Origin of the sequence: Algoriphagus antarcticus (assembly GCF_002150685.1) — a bacterium.
Taxonomy (GTDB): Bacteria; Bacteroidota; Bacteroidia; order Cytophagales; family Cyclobacteriaceae; genus Algoriphagus; species Algoriphagus antarcticus.
Genome location: NZ_MSSW01000012.1, coordinates 32,641 through 51,257, shown reverse-complemented (window position 1 = coordinate 51,257; position 18,617 = coordinate 32,641). Strand labels below are relative to the sequence as shown.

The window sequence follows — 18,617 nt, the reverse complement described above, 5'->3', positions numbered from 1 at the left end:
GGGATAAACGGCGGGATTATCAATTGAAGATTGGTATACAATGCTTTCTTGAATGATTAGGAGATCAATTGCCTAGGGTGAATTAATGCGTTCAAAGGAAATTTTTGTTGTACACTATATAGTTTATTTAAATGATTTAAATTTTATATCTATCCTGTAGTGTCCTGTTTTTAAATTTATAAAATAAATATTTAAGTATGTGATATTCAGGATGGTGCAGGATAGAACAAATCATCTTTAATGGTTAATTGGATAAGTTTTAAAATTACTACTTAAACCCATTCCAATGCTAAATAATTATCAATCATTTCTAAAAACCCGATTTGTAGGTTTTTTATTGGCGGTCTTTATTGTATCTGTGTCTTCATCGTTTTCACAGTCGATTACAGTAAAAGGTACTGTGGTATCCGAGGAGGACAACGAGCCCGTTCCAGGAGCATTAATTTCTGTCAAAGGTACACAGAAAGGGACTGTGACGGATATTGATGGTTCGTTTGAAATCCAAGCTTCTGTAGGCGAAACTTTAGTAGTGAGCTTTATTGGATTTACTACCAATGAGGTGGTAGTTACATCTGAAAGTACAAATATTCAGGTTGCGCTTGCATATTCCACCTCAGACTTGTCAGAAGTAGTTGTAGTGGGTTACGGTAGTCAAACTACCAGAGACATCTCTTCTGCCGTAGAAAGTATCAGTTTTGAAGACCTTACAAAAGCTCCAGTTCCTCAAATAGGTCAAATGCTCCAGGGAAAAATTCTTGGCGTTCGAGTCAATCAAACTACAGGTAGACCTGGTGAAGGCATGAGATTCCAAATTAGAGGATCGGCTTCAATCAGTGCAGGATCGGAACCATTATATGTGATTGATGGTATGCCAGTTTCTGGTGGATTGAATAATTTAAATCCAGCCGAAATTGAAACAATAAGTGTTTTAAAGGATGCTGCTGCTACTGCTTTATATGGGTCAAGAGGTGCAAATGGTGTTGTTTTGATTCAAACAAAATTAGCTAGAGCAGGTAAAATGCAAATCGAATTTGATTCATTTATTGGATTTGATAGAGTGCCTGAAAACCGAAATTTAAAAATGATGGACGCTGTTCAATATGCTCAATTTCAAAAAGAAACAGCAGAGTTGAATAAGAGGCCTGTAAATCCAATGTTTCAAGACCCTGCCTCATATGCTGATTCTGGCACAAATTGGATGGATGAGATTTCAAGAATTGGAACGATACAAAGTTATAATCTGACGCTCAGAGGCGGGTCAAAAAAATTTAGCTCTGCGGTGACTGCTGGATATTTTAATCAAGAAGGTGTTGTAGTTGGGACAGGATATGAAAGGTATTCTTTAAGATTTAACACTGGTTTTCAAGCTAGTGATAAACTAAAGATTAGTTTCAATTTAGCTCCTACGTATGCTACTAATACTAATTTTAGTTCAGATGGAAATCCATATGGTGCTGCAGGTGGTAATATTGTTTCATCTGCGCTTATTACAACGCCTTTGGTTGGTCCATATGACGAAGATGGTAATTTAAGGTTAACTGCATCTGATCCGTCCTCATTTGGAAATCCTAACTGGTTAAGGGTTGCTAAAGAGCGCGTTTATGAAGATCAAAATCTTTCAATACTTTCTAATTCAATTATTGAATATGAGATAATCAAAGGGTTGAAGGCTAAGGTCAGTGCTAATATTGAATTGAATGAAAATAAAATTTTTCAATTTAATCCATCGACAGCAGGAAGGTTATTTCTTCCACCACCAGTTATTCCATTTGGATCTGAGCGAAATACTAGTCTAAAAAATTGGTTAATTGAAAATACAATAGACTATAATAAAGAGGTAAATGGACATAAATTTGATGTATTGATAGGGTTTACATCCCAGAAATCTAGATTTGAAAACACCTTTATTAATGCCACAAATTATCCCGATGATAAAATCCAAGCAGTAAGTGCTGCAAGTCAAATAGCTGTTACTAATGATGTCCAAGAGTGGTCATTACTTTCATACCTTGCGAGAGTAAACTACAACTATAAAAATAAATACTTATTATCTGGGGCAATTAGGAGAGATGGCTCATCTCGATTTGGACCACAAAACAGATGGGGTAATTTTCCATCCTTATCTTTAGGTTGGGTTGTTTCTGAAGAAGATTTTTGGAATATAGAGGCAATTTCTTTTTTTAAAATAAGATCAAGTTATGGTGTTGTTGGTAATTTCAATATTGGCAATTATGCTTTTAGAAGTTCACTTACTCCCTCAAATTATGTTTTTGGAAATAGTTTTAGACAAGGTCGTGGTGTTAGTAACATAGGAGATCCAGCACTTGGATGGGAAAGAAACAAGCAATTCAATATTGGTACTGATTTGACATTGTTTAATGATAAAGTTCAAATTACCTATAATTACTATACAAGAATATCTAGTGATTTATTATACAATGTAGATATTCCATTATCATCAGGGTTCAATTCACTTCAGACCAATGTAGGAGAATTGAAATTTTGGGGTCACGAAATAGGTATAAATTCATTTTTAATAAATAATGATAGATTTTCGTGGAACTCTAATTTTAATATTTCATTTGATAGAAATGAAACAGTTAGTCTAAGTACGGCAGGTGGAGTGTTTTTTCATGGCCTTTCTGGTTATGGTTTCTTTAGTCATAGAACTCAAGTGGGAAGACCATTGGGTCAATTCTATGGAGCTGTTCAAGACGGAGTTTATATAAATCAACAAGATTTTGATAGTTCTCCAAAACACAGTTCATCTCAAGTTGGGACTATAAAATTCGAAGATTTGAACGGGGATGGGGTGATTACATTTCCTGGAGATTATACAGAAATAGGTAATCCATGGCCAAAATATACTCTAGGTTTTACAAATGATTTTTCATTCAGTAATTTTAATTTATCTATAGTGCTTGTTGGTTCATATGGAAATCAAATTTTAACACATTATGATAACTGGGTTACTAATTTAGATGGTGTATTCAACGTATTAGAAGAGGTAAAGGATAGATGGAAATCACCTGAAAATCCTGGGAAAGGGTTGTATGGAAGTACTCAGGCAGGAACAACCTTCTTGGAAAGAGATAGATGGCATTCTCGTTTTATAAAGGATGGGAGTTATATATCTGTAAGGACAATTTCATTAAGCTATAATTTTCCAATGGAAAATAACAAATTTATAGATAATTTACGGGTTTATAGTAGTGTTCAAAACGCTTTTCTATTTACTAATTATCCAGGCACAAACCCAGAAGTTAATACTCGAAATTCAGGGAGCGGTATAAACCCTGGAGTTGATGAAAATTCTTACCCGATACCTAGAACCATAAGTGTAGGCTTTAATGTTACTTTCTAATCTAATTTAAACTGAGACATCATGAAAAATAATATAATCATAGCAACGGTATTTCTTTTATTAGTAAGTTCTTGTAATGACTTTTTAGATATTAAGCCAGAGACTTCTGTGACAACTGATCAGTTCTTTGATACGAAAGACGAATTTGATCAGGCCTTAATAGGAGCATACCAACCTTTGCAAAGTATTTACAATATGGACTGGGTATTATCAGAGCTTGTCTCAGATAACACTTATTTTGTTTTTAATATAGCTAATAGAGGTCCAAAACCTATGGAAGATTTTGCGACTTTTACTTTAGAAACAAATAATGTTCATCTGTTAAATCAATGGACTTGGTATTATCAAATTATATCTAGAGCGAACCAAATTTTAGCCAAAATTGACGATGCTGGTTTTCTTCCAGCCGATAAAGATAAGATTAAGGGGCAAGCTATGTTTCTAAGAGGTTTTGCGTATTTCGAATTGGTTAAAAAATTTGGTGGAGTTCCATTGTTTCTTGAGGTTCCTGATTCCTATTCTGGAGCATTTTTAGCAAGATCCAGCCCTGATGAAGTATATATCCGAATTATTTCTGATTTAAATAGTGCAAAGGATTTATTGCCCACAAAGAAAAATCAAATTCTAGGTAAGGCGAATTTAGGTGCTACTTATACATTATTAGGCAATGTTTATCTTACTCAAAAAAAATGGAAGGAAGCTGAAAATATTTTAAGAGAAGTTTTGAAAATGGAATATTCCCTTTTGCCTAATTATGCAGATTTATTTAAGCCTTCAAATAAAGGCAATGTTGAATCGATATTTGAAATTTCCTATTTAGATGGAACTGCTTTCAATGTGGGAAGTACCTTTCTATATTCTTTTTTACCTACATTATCTAATCCCTCTATTATTACAGGTGTTAGCCCGGCAGCTCAAAATTTTGGAAATTTTAATATCCCAGCTCCTGAATTATTGGAGGCATATGAAAATAAGGAAAAGGATATAAGATTTTCTGCGTCTATTGGTTTTCATACAGGTCCCTCTCCTGTCCCTGGTGTTTTTTATAATAATTTTCCTTATATTAAAAAGTATTTACAGCCACATGCTCGATATGGTGAAACTAATAGCAATTTTCCAATTTTTAGATTTGCAGATGTCCTATTAATGCTTGCTGAAAGTTTGAACGAGCAAGGAAGGGGTGGTGAGGCAGTCGAATATTTAAATTTAGTTAGATCTAGAGCAGGTTTAGATAATATTTTATATATTTCTCAGCCTGATCTTAAGGAGGCTATATTAAAAGAACGAAGAATTGAATTAGCTTTTGAAAATAAAAGATGGCAAGACTTAATAAGATCAGGTAAGGTAGTTAGTACAATGAATGAATTTGGACAGAAGGTTATTAGTAATCCTAGTAATTATTATTACCCTCAAAATACGGAACCTTTATCGGGCTCCTTTAAAGTAAGCGAATTTAATTTAATATATCCTATTCCTGTAAGGGAAATAATCGTTAACCCAGATCTTATCCAAAATCCAGGTTATTAAGTTGTAACTCTAAAAATTAATTAGTTTAAGGTTGTATATCAATTAATTGTATATCTATGAAATATTTTATAAAAAATTGCCTATTTCTAATTGCTATAATAATGTTCCACGCATTGGTTTCATGTAATTCTGTAAAAGTACCTTCGTCCAATGAGGGTTATGAAAATATTTTTGATGGGAAATCTTTATCGGGTTGGGAGGGAGATCCGACTTATTGGAGAGTTGAAAATGGTAATCTTGTAGGTGAAGTTACGCCAGCCACGATATTGGATCGTAACTCCTTTATTATTTGGAAAAATGGAATAACAAAAGATTTCGAGTTCAAAGCAGACTATAGAATTTCTGAAGATGGAAATAGTGGAATTAATTACAGGAGTCAAATTGTTGATGGGGTATCTTATGCGCTAGTTGGATATCAATGTGATATTGATGGAAAAAATTGGTTTACTGGTATGAATTATGAAGAAAGGAAAAGGACTACCCTTGCTAATCCTGGTAAAGTGGTAGTTCTCGAGGACCTACCGATTGAGCCTTCAAAGTTGAGTGACTTTATTAAAAATAATCAGTGGTTACCTAGTAAAGATGTCGGGAATACTGGGGATATTAGTGTTTTTAAATCACAGATAAAAACAAACGATTGGAATAGCGTTCATATTATTGTAAAAGGTAACCGGTTGCAGCACTTTATTAACGGAAATTTAATGAGTGATGTTACTGATAAAGACCAAGTTAATGGAAGTAATGAAGGCTTATTAGGTGTACAAGTTCATGTGGGTCCACCTATGAAAATTGAGTATAGAAATATGATGATTAAACATACTAATTAGAATACTTTTACATTATTTTAATTATGAGATATATATATAATGATTTAATTGCAATCATAAGTGGAGCCTGTCTTCTTTTTTTCGCCTGTGATAGCCCAAAACAAATAAAACCTGATGACAGTCGCTTCACTAAGATGTTATTAGTAGATAATTTAGATGAGCCTATGCAATTTGAGATTCTAGATGATGATAGAGTGTTATTTGTAGAAAGAAAGGGTAAAATTAAATTGTATGATCCGAAAGATAATAAAACAAAAATAATTGCTGATCTCGATGTTAGTGTTGGATATTATTCTGAGTTAGGTGATCAGATTTCTCCAACTGGAGAAGATGGTTTATTTGGCGCAATTTTAGATCCCAACTTTGATTCTAATCGGTGGATTTATGTGTTTTATTCTCCAGCAGGGGGTAAACATAGAAGTATTGTATCTAGGTTCGAGTGGAAACAAGATTCTTTGGATATGAATTCTGAAATAGTTTTATTAGAAATACCTAATCAGCGGCTTTCTTGTTGTCATCTTGGAGGAGGTTTATTATTTGATTCCGATGGAAACCTTTTTATTACTACAGGTGATAATACTGCTAATGATCCGAGAGGTTATAATCCTATTGATGCTCGAGCAGAAAGGAGTAATTTTGACGCTCAGAGATCTTCAAGCAATACTAATGATTTGAGAGGTAAAATTCTTCGTATCCGTCCGGAATCTGATGGTACTTATTCAATTCCAGAAGGTAATTTATTTCCCAAAGGCACTTTAAATACTAGGCCTGAAATATATACAATGGGAAATAGAAACCCTTGGAGGCTTAGTTTAGATAGTAAAACTGGCTGGCTTTTTTGGGGTGAAGTTGGTCCTAATGGAGTGCTTGATTCTACTGGATTTGGTCCTAGATCATATGATGAATTTAACATCGCAAAAAAAGCAGGGAATTTTGGATGGCCTTATTTTATTGGACCTAATTTGAATTACTGGAATTTTGATTATTTAACAAATACTACTGGAGAAGCTTTTAACTCTAAAAGTCCTTTAAATCTATCAGCTAATAATACTGGAATTAAAGATCTTCCGAAGCCTGAAGCGGCTCTGATTTGGTATCCTCAAACAAAATCAGACGAATTTCCTTTGATGGGTAGTGGCAGTAATAGTGCTGCAGGAGGACCAATCTATAGGAATAATGATTTTAAAAATGCTTCAAGGGCATTTCCTTTATATTATGAAGGTAAATGGTTTATAACTGATTGGACTAGGGGATGGATAATGGTTGTTACACTTGATGTAAATGGTAATTTTGAATCTATGGAACAATTTCTTCCTAAATTGAAATTGAATGGTCCAATTGACATGAAATTTGGCCCTAATGGAGATTTATACGTATTGGAATATGGAAGAGGACCTTATAGATTAAATCCAGAAGCAAGTCTTAGCCGGATTGAATACAATTCAGGTAACCGAAGTCCTATAGTAAAAATTTCATCTGATAAATTAGCTGGTGCTGATCCATTAACGATTAATTTGTCTTCAAGTGGAACAATTGATTTGGATAATGATGATCTCAAATTTGAATGGATTATTGAACTAAATGATCGAGAGATTCAAACATTTTTTGATGCCAATTCACAAATAACATTAAAGGAGCCTGGTACATATTTGGTAAATCTTAAAGTTTCAGACTCTCAAGGTGCTGAAGCAAATGATTCCATTGAAATAGTTGTTGGTAATGACTCTCCCGAAGTAGGTTTTGATTTGGGAAATAAAAATAAAAGTTTTTACTTTTATGGTGATACTCTTTTATATAATGTAGAAGTTTTGGATAATGAAGATGGAAGCCTCAAAAATAACGAAATAAAAGCCGATCAAGTTTCTGTGAATATTGAGTATAGTAGCTATGAAGAGGAAGGTTTGAATGATTTGTTAGTTCAGCTCAAACAATTTGATGCAATGATTCCTTTGCAATCCGTCGTGGCTACTAATGTTATGAATAAAAGTGATTGCATATCTTGTCATATTGAAAACGAAAACTTAATTGGTCCATCATATATTGAAATATCAAAAAGATACACAATAGGGGAAAGAAGATATTTGATTGATAAAATCCTGAAAGGTGGAAGTGGTGCGTGGAATTCAAAAATGGCTATGCCAGCCCATCCAGAAATTAATGAATTGCAAGCTGGACTGTTAGTGGATTACATACTAGGCCTGAAGAGTAAAGACATTGTAAAACATTTTGCTAATAGTGATGCCTATATTATTCCAAATCCTAATGATAAAATATTTGATAATAAAAAAATATTTGGATCTCTTTCACATGTCAAGCTTATTTTTAGAGCTTCCTATTTAGATAATGGTTCAAGTAATGCGCCACAATTAATTGGATCAGATATAGTCGTCTTGCGAAATCCACTAATTCCCATAATTAATTTTGATGTATTTAGCGAAGTGGAAATTAATCATCAAATATTTGTAAGTAGATCAAGTGTGATTCCAAAAAAGTCCGGTTCCTTTATAGCTTTGAAGCAAATCGATTTAGCTGGAATTAATGAGGTTAAACTTGATTTATCAATCTTATCTGAATCTAAAGAAATTAATTTTGGAATTATAGAGATTAGATTGAACTCTTCTGATGGAAAATTAATTGGTGATTTGCGATTGGAAAGAAATGGTAATAATAGTTTATTAAAAAATAATAACATAAAAATTTTAAATATAGAAGGATTTCATGATTTATATGTTGTATTTAAGAAAAGCACTGACCTATCGAAAATTAGCAATATAGAATTAAGGAGTTTGCATTTTATAAAATAATTTTGATATTTATTAAATAAAATATTCAATAATAGTTCAGAAATTTAAGTATGTAGCTAAGACTTTTGCTCAAACATCGAGTTAAGCGATAATAAAGGATCATTTGTGGATTAACTTCATGAATATGCAAGATTAGAAAGATATTCAGGATGGTGCAGGATAGAATAGGTTTTTTAGAATGGTTAATTGGGTGAGTTTTTATTTCAATACTTAAACCCAATCCTATGCTAAACTATTATCAAACTTGTTTAAAAACCCGATTTGTGGGGTTTTTATTAGCGTTGTTTATCGTATCTGTGTCAGCATCCTTTGCACAGTCGATAACTATAAGTGGTACTGTGGTCTCCGAAGGAGATAATGAACCAGTGCCAGGGGCCTTAGTTTCAGTCAAAGGCACACAGAAAGGAACTGTGACAGATATCGACGGGACTTTTCAGATCCAAGCTTCCGTAGGCGAAACCCTAGTAGTGAGCTTTATTGGATTTACTACTAATGAAGTTGTGGTCTCATCTAATAGCGCCGATTTACAGATAACTCTCGCTTACTCTACCTCTGATTTATCTGAAGTAGTTGTGGTGGGTTACGGTAGTCAGATCAAGAGGGAAGTGACTGGTGCTATTCAAACTGTAAACGAAAAGGAATTAAAGGATCTTCCAGTATCTTCCGTAGCCCAGAAACTTCAGGGTCGACTGGCTGGAGTTCAAATCAATCAGACTACCGGTAAGCCCGGTCAAGGGATGAATGTTCGAATTAGAGGCCAGCTTTCTGTATCTGGTGGTAGTTCGCCTTTGTACGTAGTCGATGGATTTCCAATTACAGGCGATATCAATGCGATAAATCCTGATGAAATCCAAGAAATTACAGTCTTGAAAGATGCTGCATCCACTTCCTTGTATGGATCTCGTGCTGCTAACGGAGTAGTCTTGATTACCACCAAAAAAGGAACCAAAGGTCAAACCAATGTAAACCTTAATGTTTTTACTGGTTGGCAAACAGTCCCAGAGCAAGGTAGATTAGAAATGCTCAATGCAGAGGAATTTGCCCAGTTTAAGAAGGACTACTATTCCGATGCGGGCCAAGCTGTTCCTGAAATTTTTCAGAACCCTGCCGATTTTCGTGATCAAGATAATGACTGGTATGGTGCGATGCTGGAGACAGCACCAATTACTTCTTACAATTTGACTATTACTTCTAACAAAGAAAAAGTTAATACTGCTATTATCGCCGGATTTTTCGATCAAGAAGGCGTGGTCAGAAACACTGATTACGAGCGATTTTCACTTCGAATGAATACTGACTACGCTGTTTCAGATAAAGTTAATATCGGAGTAAATGTAGCTCCAAGCTACGTTGTGGACAACACCCCGCAAACTGACGGTTCTCGTGGAACTGGTATTTTATTCAATGCACTTCATACCTGGCCAGTAATGCCGATTTATCAAGAAAATGGCGAATTGACTTCGTTCAATCGTTTCCCCGCGAACACCGGAAATATCTTTGCCTATCCAAACTGGCTCAGGTCAGCTAATGAAATCACGAATGAGACCAAACTTTTAAATGTTCTGGCAAATACTTATTTAGAGTGGAAGCCAATCAAGGGACTATCCTTGAAGACGACCTTTAATGCAGAATTAAGAAATTCTAATTACTTTTTCTTCAATCCATCTACTGCTACTAACCAAATCAACGTAGCGATCCCGGCAGTTGCAGTTTCGATTCGTGATGAATTTCAGGACCTATCCTGGTTAAATGAAAATATTGCTACTTATGGTAAAAGCATAGGTGATCACAATTTTGAAGCATTGGTAGGTTTCTCTAACCAGCGCTTCCGAAGTGACCGTACTAGAATTCAGGCAGATACTTATGCTGATGATCGTCTTCCGACTATTCAGGGGGCTATCAATGTCAATCGAAACGGATCTATTTCAGCGGTTCAAGAATGGGCTCTTACTTCAGTTTTTTCTCGTCTAACTTATAATTACAAGAGCAAGTATCTCTTCACGGCTTCGATAAGAGGTGATGGATCATCCAGATTTGGAGCTAATAACAGGTGGGGAGTTTTCCCTTCCACTTCTGTAGGATGGGTTCTTTCTGATGAAGGTTTTCTAGTCGATAATCCTGGCATTTCATTTACTAAAATCAGGGCCAGTTACGGGGTGACTGGAAATAACAATATTGGTAACTATACGCAGTATGCCTTGGTCAATAATACAATCAATGCAGCTTTTGGAAATACTGTTTTCCCTGGAGCCGGGATTACCTCCTTGAACAATTCAAACTTAGGTTGGGAAACAACCACGCAGTTCGATATAGGATTAGACCTCGGATTATGGGATGATCGACTCACATTCGTATATGATTATTATACTAAAAATACTACAAACCTACTTTATGCAGTACAGATTCCGCAAGAATCGGGATTCACAAACTTCAATGACAACATCGGAGAGATCAAGTTCTGGGGACATGAGTTTTCGCTAACATCAGTAAATACTACAGGTGCTTTCAGATGGACTACAAATGCTAATATTTCTTTTAATAGAAATGAAGTGATTGAATTGGCGGATGGTATTGATCGGGTTTATGGTCAATTTCACATTACTCAGGTAGGTCAGCCTTTTGGTCAATTCTATGGTTTGAATAAATTGGGGAATTACGCCAATGCAGAAGATTTAGCCAATTCACCTAAGATCCCTGGTAGATCTACAGTGGGAAGTATCAAATTGGAAGATGTCAATGGTGATGGAGTAATTACTTTCGGAGGAGATAAGGATGATCGAACTATCATCGGCAATCCATTTCCGGATTTTACGTACGGCATTATCAACAACTTTACCTGGAAAAACTGGGATGCAAGTATTACCGCTTCCGGTTCGCAGGGGAATGAACTTTACATGAGACACCTTTTCTCTACCGCCAATCTTGACGGAGTATTCAATATGGTTTCTAGAGTCAAAGATCGATTTAGATCACCTGAGAATCCCGGCGACGGAATATTCGGTACTACAGTAGGTGGTGGAAACGTAACAGGAATTGAGCGTGATTGGCCAAACAGTAATTTCGTGTGGGATGCTTCCTATTTCACTATTCGAAATATTACAGTAGGCTATACATTCAATAACTTACCAAAAGCATTTAAATCAGCCAGAATCTACGGTTCTGCTCAGAATGTATGGGTATTTACTGACTATTGGGGAGGATCAAATCCAGAAGTCAGTATGCAGGATAATGGTCAGGGAGACGGAGGTAACCTCAGCCCAGGAATAGATTTGGCAGGATATCCTGTTCCACGTACGATCTCTTTCGGTGTCAATGTTACTTTCTAATCGTAAGGATTCCACCTCATTTATTCAACTAAAAAGATAAAAAAAATGAAAAAATATATCCTAGCCATTTTAGTGACAGCTTTAGCACTAACAGGCTGTGAAGACTTTCTTACGGTAGTACCAGAGACTCAACTGAGTTCGGCTACCTTTTTCAAAAATCAAACTGACTTTGAGCAAGCCGTAAATGCAGCCTATGTACCGTTGCGGAGTATCATTAATGATCGTGCATGGTTGCTTTCGGAGATGCACTCTGATAACACCTATTATGCAAGAAATGTGCTCTTCGGTGCGACCGATAACCAGGAAGACTTGGCTGATTTCTCAGTTCCTGAATCCAACGGTACTACGGCTAATACTCACGTATTGAATCAATGGAGACAGGATTACCTGATAATTGCACGAACCAATCAAATTCTTAGCTTGATCGATGACGTTGACTTTGATGCCGCTGCAAAGGCAAATGTGAGAGGCCAGGCCCTTTTCCTACGTGCATATGCCTATTTTGAATTAGTAAGGTATTTCGGAAGTGTGCCGCTTCATTTAACTCCCGTTGCCACGAGAGAAGAAGCTGCGTTGCCATTGGCAACGGAAGCTGAGATATACACTCAGATTGAGAAAGATTTGGTGGAATCTGTTCCTTTGTTGCTAAAAAAGGCTACTCAAGTGCCTGGAAGAGCTACAGAAGGATCCGCTCGGACACTATTGGCGAATGTCTATATTCACCAAAAGAAATGGGCTGAAGCAGAGCAGATTTTAACTCCTGTATTGTCTCAAGGGTACCAGTTGATGGGAAGTTATGAAATGGCTTTCCCGGGAAATACGGCAAATAAAAACAACGCAGAGTCAGTTTTTGAAGTGCAGTTTCTAGAAGGTGCAGCAGGTCTTAATGGTAATTTTATCTATCAATTTATGCCGAGACCGATCAGTGCTGCTGAATTGCTGCCAATTATGGGAACAAGCAATCCTCAGAATATTGATGGAGAAGGGAACAACATACCTACTCCAGATATTATTGCGGCCTATGAAGAGGGCGATCTCCGAGAAGCAGCATCCATTGGATATGTGACTCTTGCGGGAAGTTTCAGAGATGATAAGACTTATCCTTATATAAAGAAACATGCCAAATTGCACTCCCAACACAATAATACCGGTACTAATTGGGCTGTCTATCGTTATGCAGAGGTCCTGTTGTTTATGGCAGAAGCTCTAAATGAACAAGGGAAAACAGGAGAAGCTATAACGTTTCTAAATCAGGTAAGACAGCGCGCAGGACTAGCAGCCACCGCAGCAGCTGGTCAAACAGAAGTTGGTGAAGCGATTTTCAAGGAGAGAAGAGTTGAGCTTGCTTTCGAAAACAAGCGTTGGTTTGATATTGTACGAACCGATCGAATTCAAGAGATAATTGTTCCTTACGGTCAGCGGGTCATTGCAAATCCATTGGATTATTACTATCCGCCAATCGCGGGAGCAGTTCCAAGAAGTAATGCATTTACCAACATCAAAAAGTTTTATGCCTATCCCGCATCAGAATCAGACTTGAGTCCTTATTTCTAAAAAATTCAAATTAAGAATAACCCAGCATCTAGACAGGATTTCGTTCTATGTTGTTGGGTTATTTTTTTACGGCTCTAGTTAATTCTACAACTATTTTAAGGTGAGAATAACTAGTAAATTTCATGAATGGTTTCTGAATAGAGAAATTATTCACCAACTTAAAATTCTAAATATTGCTATCCATTAACATTTACCCTATGACACTCAAACATTCAATAAGGAATTTGTTTCTCTTATCAGCTGTGGTGCTTTTCTCTGTATCATGCGCCAAGAATAAAGAGGAAGAAAGCTCCCAAAGACAGCTCACCGGCAACCCGAAATTAGACAAACTCAAACTCCCTGATGGGTTTGTAGCGGAGCATCTGCTAAGTCCTGGAGAAAAGGACGAGGGATCATGGGTTGCAATGACCTTTGATGACAAAAATCGACTGATCACTGCAGATCAATATGGCTTTCTCTACAGATTGGAAATCCCGGAAATAGGGAGTGATTCTGTTGCGCCGAAAGTGGAAAAACTCATCATCGGAAACGTAGCCGAACCTCAGGTGGGGATGGGGTATGCTCAAGGTCTGCTCTATGCATTCAATAGTATTTACGTGATGGTAAATCACAATGGTAATGAGACCTTCGAAGAAAGTACAGGACTTTATCGTATTCAGGATTTGGATGGGGATGATCAATATGAGTCAGTGACTAAAATCAAAGGATTTACCGGCCAGCCAGGAGAGCATGGGCCTCACAGTATCAAGCTCTCCCCAGATGGTCAGTCGCTTTACATAGTAGCTGGAAATCATACGGATGTGCCTGAAATGGATTCTTACAGACTACCAAATGTTTGGCAAGAAGATAATCTTTTTCCTGAAATCAAAGATCCCAGAGGTCATGCTAATGATAGAATGGCTCCCGGAGGATGGGTGGCAAATATAGATCCTGAAGGAAAGAACTGGGAGTTGATATCAGCAGGATATAGAAATCCATTTGACATTGCTTTCAACGAGGTTGGTGATCTGTTTACTTATGATTCAGATATGGAATGGGACTTTGGGATGCCTTGGTATAGACCTACTCGAATCTGTCATGTAACTAGCGGAAGCGAGTATGGCTGGAGAACTGGTAACCAAAAATGGTCTCCAAATTACCCGGACAACTTGCCTGCAGTTCTGAATATCGGACAGGGCTCTCCTACCAATGTCATGTTTGGCACTGGTGCAAAATTCCCTGCTAAATACAGAAATTCCCTATTTGCATTTGATTGGAGTTTTGGAATTATTTATTCCATGACTTTGACGCCAAAAGGTGGAACTTATGAAGCAAAAGCAGAAGAATTTATTTCTGGTTCTCCTTTGCCTTTGACAGACGGTACGATTGGCCCAGACGGCGCGATGTATTTTATGACTGGTGGTAGAAGATTGGAGTCGGATCTATACAGAGTTTACTACGAGGGTGACATTGAAGGGAATGAGGGGTCGTTGACTCTAGCGGATCTTCCGTCAGAAGCGAAAACCCGCCGTGAACTTGAAGCCTTACATGTGGATGGAGCACCTGCTTCAGGACTTGACCTGGCATGGTCAAATCTTAACAACGCAGATAGATTTGTTCAATATGCAGCAAGAATCGCTGTAGAACACCAGCCAGTTAATTCTTGGAAAGCAAAAGCTTTGGCGGAGAAAGACCCCGTGGTTTTGACTCAAGCGATGATAGCATTGGCAAGGCATTCTGATAAAGGAGCTGGAGCACCGATGATTCAGGCTTTGATGGGAATTGATTACAGTTCTTTGAAAGAAAAAGAAAAGCAAGATTTGCTGAGAGCTTTTGAGTTGATTATAGCTAGACAGGGTGAGCCTACGGGTTCTTTGAAATCTGATCTAGTCGCTTATTTGGATCCTAATTTCCCTGCTAATAACAATAATCTTGATCGTGCTTTGGCAGTGCTTCTTGTGTATTTGGATGCTCCTGATGCGGTAGAAAAGACTTTGGCACTTCTTGAAAAAGCTAAAGATGATCCTGAATACCAGAAGACTTTTACCTCTTCTTCTGATTTGATTATGAGAAATCCTCAGTATGGATTGGATATCGCAAACATGCTTGCGAATGTGCCTCCTGCTCAGCAAACTTATCTGGCTACAGTGCTAGGTGGGGCTACGACAGGGTGGACTCCTGAGCTTCATGAGAAATATTTCACTTGGATTCAGGATGCTTTCAAATACAAAGGCGGCCGTAGTTATGTTGGATTCATTGATAGAGCTAGAAAAATGGCACTTACGCATGTCGCTGCGAACGAATTCGATAAATACGATGAGCTATCAGGAGCTGCGATGCTGACAGGCAACGGAAATGACTTGGTAAATTCGGACGTTCAGCCAGAAGGTCCTGGTAAGAGGTGGACTGTAGAAGAGGCTGAACCATTGATGGCAGATTTGGGAGGAAGAGATTTGGCAAGAGGCAAAGCAATGTATGCTGCCTCTCAGTGTCTTTCATGCCATACACTTGGTGGCGCAGGTGGAAATATAGGCCCGGATTTATCTCAATTGGGTACCCGATTCTCACCAAAAGATATTTTGGAAGCTACGATCAATCCAAGTGAGGTGATTTCTGAGCAATATGTAGCAAGTGTTTTTGAGCTAAAAGATGGCAGTTCTGTAATGGGAAGATTAATCAATGAAGATGAAACGAGCTACTCAGTTTCTCAAAATCCTTTCTCTCCAGAGGTGTTACGAAAAGTTGAAAAAAGCAATGTGGCTACTGTTAAGGATTCGAAAATATCCATCATGATGCCTGGAATGATCAACAGACTAAATGATGAAGAACTCAAAGATTTGATGGCTTACTTGATTTCAGGTGGTAATTCAAATCACGAAGTGTATCAAACTAAAGCCCAAGCCGAAGAATGAAAAATCTATTAATATCTAAATGGTTAAGAATTGAGGCACTTAGTTTAGGGGCGATGATGGTGATAGGCTTTGTGAATTGCCAGCAACCAGCTGAGAATACGTCTACTTCTATAGTGACTATGACCGAGACTGAAGCTAGTTTTAAATCCATTTTTGATGGAAAAACACTAGATGGCTGGGAAGGAAACCCGGTGTATTGGTCTGTTAAAGATGGAGCAATTACGGGTACAATTACTCCTGAGACACTTCTGAAAGCCAATACTTTCCTGATTTGGCAAGGTGGACAACCTGGAGATTTTGAGCTGAAAGCTGAGTTTAAAATCTCTGAAGGGGGAAACTCCGGAATAAATTACCGAAGTGAAATGGTAGAAGATGTTCCATTTGCACTCAAAGGCTATCAGGCAGATATTGATGGGAAAAACAACTATACAGGACAAAACTACGAAGAGCGTAAACGTACTACGCTAGCTTACAGAGGTCAAGAAACCAAGATAACTTCTCAGCCAGATGGAGTAGGAGTGAGAGAGTATGTGGAGAAAAATGCTTGGAAGGGCCTTAATGTAGAAAAGGAAATCGGCGATAGGGCCGAACTAGGTGCTAAGATTAAGTCAGGTGAATGGAATAGTATTCACATTGTGGCTAAAGGCAATGTCTTAAAGCATTATGTGAATGGGCAGTTGATGTCTGAGGTGCATGATGAAGATCCCAAAAACAGGATGGAGTCAGGGTATCTTGGTGTACAGGTGCATGTAGGACCTCCAATGACTGTTATGTATAAGGATGTTATGCTGAAGCAGTAGAATAGGATTTCTGATAAAAATTTAAAATGGCCCTAGTTGAAAAACTTGGGCCATTTTTATTTTGGTAGATTAGTTCAAGTCTTCAGACTTGGACTCACAATAAAGCAGTCTCCAGACTGCTTTAATCAATGGTAAAGGTAAAATGTAGTTTTCTAACGCAATTCTAGAACACTTTCTGTTTACTTAACCTCAGTGCTATGTTTTGAAAGGCAGCCTGAAGACTACAATGTCTTAGGTCCAAGTCAGGGAACTTTGAACCAGACTGATCCTAGAATTATCTTTAGATTTTTTATTGCTAATAGGAACTCAATTCCATTCTCATACCTTCTTCACCTAAACCACAAATTATGAATTACCATATCATCATCAATAATGTAAAAACAGTAGATGAACTGCCAGGAAGTTGGAGCAATCAGGATCTAATCGAACTACTTGATCGTTTCGGTTTCCCAGATGCCTCAAAATCCAACCCGGCTGAGTTGAGAGAGCTACTTTCGATGGCTATATCTGACTTCGAACCGGCTGAGGCGGCAGCGATTATGCTTGAATATAGACTCTCGGACAAACTCAATGAAGGTCAGATTGATCAAATGTCTCATGACATGCTCTTGGATAAAATTTCTGAAGAATACCCTGTAATCGGTTTACATCACCAGCTTTTTAATATCAACCAGTTATTACACAAGGCCTACAACGGGAAATTTCCAAGTGCCAAAGCCACCATTACGGAGTTTGTCATGAGCAGTGAGGATCCAAATGCGGAAGCGATCACGAAGGAGGTCGTTCTAAAGGCTTTCCAGCATACGTTAAATGACAGCAACCTGATCAAAAGACTGTTTTCAGATCACCTGGAGGGCAAAGTTAAATTTGAAGAGGCAGATTCGATTATTTGGGATTTGAGCGACAAAGGTGATAACCAGTACCAACTGATCACCTCCGAATACTGGATGGCTCGAGACGAGTTTGTTGAGGCGGAGCTTGATGCAGAAGTTATTCTTTTTGAAGAAGATGAGAACGAGGATTGAAATATAATAGTAGTGTCATAGTCCCCGCCTGATTTAGTTCAAGTTTTAAGAATGCTGTGTTGTTGTTCTGTCATTGCGAAGCGTGAGGAACGAACAACGAAGCAGTCTGATTTTATGTGAAAGATTGCTTCGTTCCCTAAAGCTCGGGACAGGCTATACCTCTGCAATGACGAGGTTGATTAGTCCAAGTCTTCAGACTTGGACTTTTTAAATTGCAGTCTTCAGACGTCTAAAACTGAAGGTAGAGAGAAAATGTGTCACCTCTGATCCTATTCTACAGCATTATCTTTTAGCCTAGTTCATCGAGATTTTCTAAAAACAGCAGTCTGAAGACTGCAAAGTCATAGGTCCAAGTCATGAGACTTGAACCCATTTCCTACTTAAGCCATATTTTTTACTAACGGCATATTTCTCCCTCATAAGTTGCATAACTTATTCCCGTGCTTTCATGTCTTACCCATATAGGGCAGGACAGTGCCGGAAGGCCTTTTTAATAGAT

The 18,617-nt window shown here is 37.5% G+C and carries 9 protein-coding genes; all 9 read left to right on the top strand.

Going from position 1 to position 18,617, the window contains the following annotated elements:
- The first annotated feature begins 286 nt into the window (after positions 1-286).
- The 9 genes from BVH04_RS07320 to BVH04_RS07280 all read left to right on the top strand — a co-directional run bounded on the left by BVH04_RS07320 (position 287) and on the right by BVH04_RS07280 (position 18,118).
- Positions 287-3,364 (top strand): SusC/RagA family TonB-linked outer membrane protein, encoded by a 3,078-nt coding sequence (locus BVH04_RS07320; protein WP_086540826.1) that lies wholly within the window; start codon positions 287-289, stop codon positions 3,362-3,364.
- Positions 3,365-3,385: 21 nt separating this feature from the next.
- Positions 3,386-4,891 carry a RagB/SusD family nutrient uptake outer membrane protein gene (locus BVH04_RS07315; RefSeq protein WP_086540825.1) on the top strand — a complete coding sequence of 502 codons (1,506 nt, stop codon included), beginning with the start codon at positions 3,386-3,388 and terminating at the stop codon, positions 4,889-4,891.
- A gap of 56 nt (positions 4,892-4,947) precedes the next feature.
- Complete coding sequence (locus BVH04_RS07310; RefSeq protein WP_240510864.1) at positions 4,948-5,718, top strand: 3-keto-disaccharide hydrolase; 771 nt, start codon at positions 4,948-4,950, stop codon at positions 5,716-5,718.
- 23 nt (positions 5,719-5,741) lie between these two features.
- Positions 5,742-8,522: a PQQ-dependent sugar dehydrogenase gene (locus tag BVH04_RS07305; RefSeq protein ID WP_086540823.1), complete on the top strand. Its 2,781-nt coding sequence runs from the start codon at positions 5,742-5,744 to the stop codon at positions 8,520-8,522.
- Positions 8,523-8,746: 224 nt separating this feature from the next.
- On the top strand, positions 8,747-11,848 hold the full coding sequence (locus BVH04_RS07300; protein WP_086540822.1) for a SusC/RagA family TonB-linked outer membrane protein: 3,102 nt from the start codon (positions 8,747-8,749) through the stop codon (positions 11,846-11,848).
- Positions 11,849-11,893: 45 nt separating this feature from the next.
- Positions 11,894-13,402: a RagB/SusD family nutrient uptake outer membrane protein gene (locus tag BVH04_RS07295; protein WP_086540821.1), complete on the top strand. Its 1,509-nt coding sequence runs from the start codon at positions 11,894-11,896 to the stop codon at positions 13,400-13,402.
- A gap of 197 nt (positions 13,403-13,599) precedes the next feature.
- The gene (locus tag BVH04_RS07290) at positions 13,600-16,293 is read left to right on the top strand and encodes a c-type cytochrome (protein WP_086540820.1); all 2,694 of its coding nucleotides are present in this window, start codon (positions 13,600-13,602) and stop codon (positions 16,291-16,293) included.
- Positions 16,290-17,093 (top strand): 3-keto-disaccharide hydrolase, encoded by an 804-nt coding sequence (locus tag BVH04_RS07285; protein ID WP_086540819.1) that lies wholly within the window; start codon positions 16,290-16,292, stop codon positions 17,091-17,093. Before BVH04_RS07290 ends, BVH04_RS07285 begins: the two co-directional genes overlap by 4 nt.
- A 347-nt stretch (positions 17,094-17,440) precedes the next feature.
- A complete protein-coding gene (locus BVH04_RS07280) occupies positions 17,441-18,118 on the top strand; it encodes a hypothetical protein (RefSeq protein ID WP_086540818.1) in 678 nt (225 codons plus the stop codon).
- The last annotated feature ends 499 nt before the right edge of the window (positions 18,119-18,617 follow it).

Excerpts from the sequence above, each read along its gene's own strand:
- BVH04_RS07280 (WP_086540818.1), top strand. The coding sequence starts at position 17,441 with ATGAATTACCATATCATCATCAATAATGTAAAAACAGTAGATGAACTG.
- BVH04_RS07320 (WP_086540826.1), top strand. The coding sequence starts at position 287 with ATGCTAAATAATTATCAATCATTTCTAAAAACCCGATTTGTAGGTTTT.
- BVH04_RS07310 (WP_240510864.1), top strand. The coding sequence starts at position 4,948 with ATGAAATATTTTATAAAAAATTGCCTATTTCTAATTGCTATAATAATG.
- BVH04_RS07290 (WP_086540820.1), top strand. The coding sequence starts at position 13,600 with ATGACACTCAAACATTCAATAAGGAATTTGTTTCTCTTATCAGCTGTG.
- BVH04_RS07295 (WP_086540821.1), top strand. The coding sequence starts at position 11,894 with ATGAAAAAATATATCCTAGCCATTTTAGTGACAGCTTTAGCACTAACA.
- BVH04_RS07315 (WP_086540825.1), top strand. The coding sequence starts at position 3,386 with ATGAAAAATAATATAATCATAGCAACGGTATTTCTTTTATTAGTAAGT.
- BVH04_RS07300 (WP_086540822.1), top strand. The coding sequence starts at position 8,747 with ATGCTAAACTATTATCAAACTTGTTTAAAAACCCGATTTGTGGGGTTT.
- BVH04_RS07305 (WP_086540823.1), top strand. The coding sequence starts at position 5,742 with ATGAGATATATATATAATGATTTAATTGCAATCATAAGTGGAGCCTGT.
- BVH04_RS07285 (WP_086540819.1), top strand. The coding sequence starts at position 16,290 with ATGAAAAATCTATTAATATCTAAATGGTTAAGAATTGAGGCACTTAGT.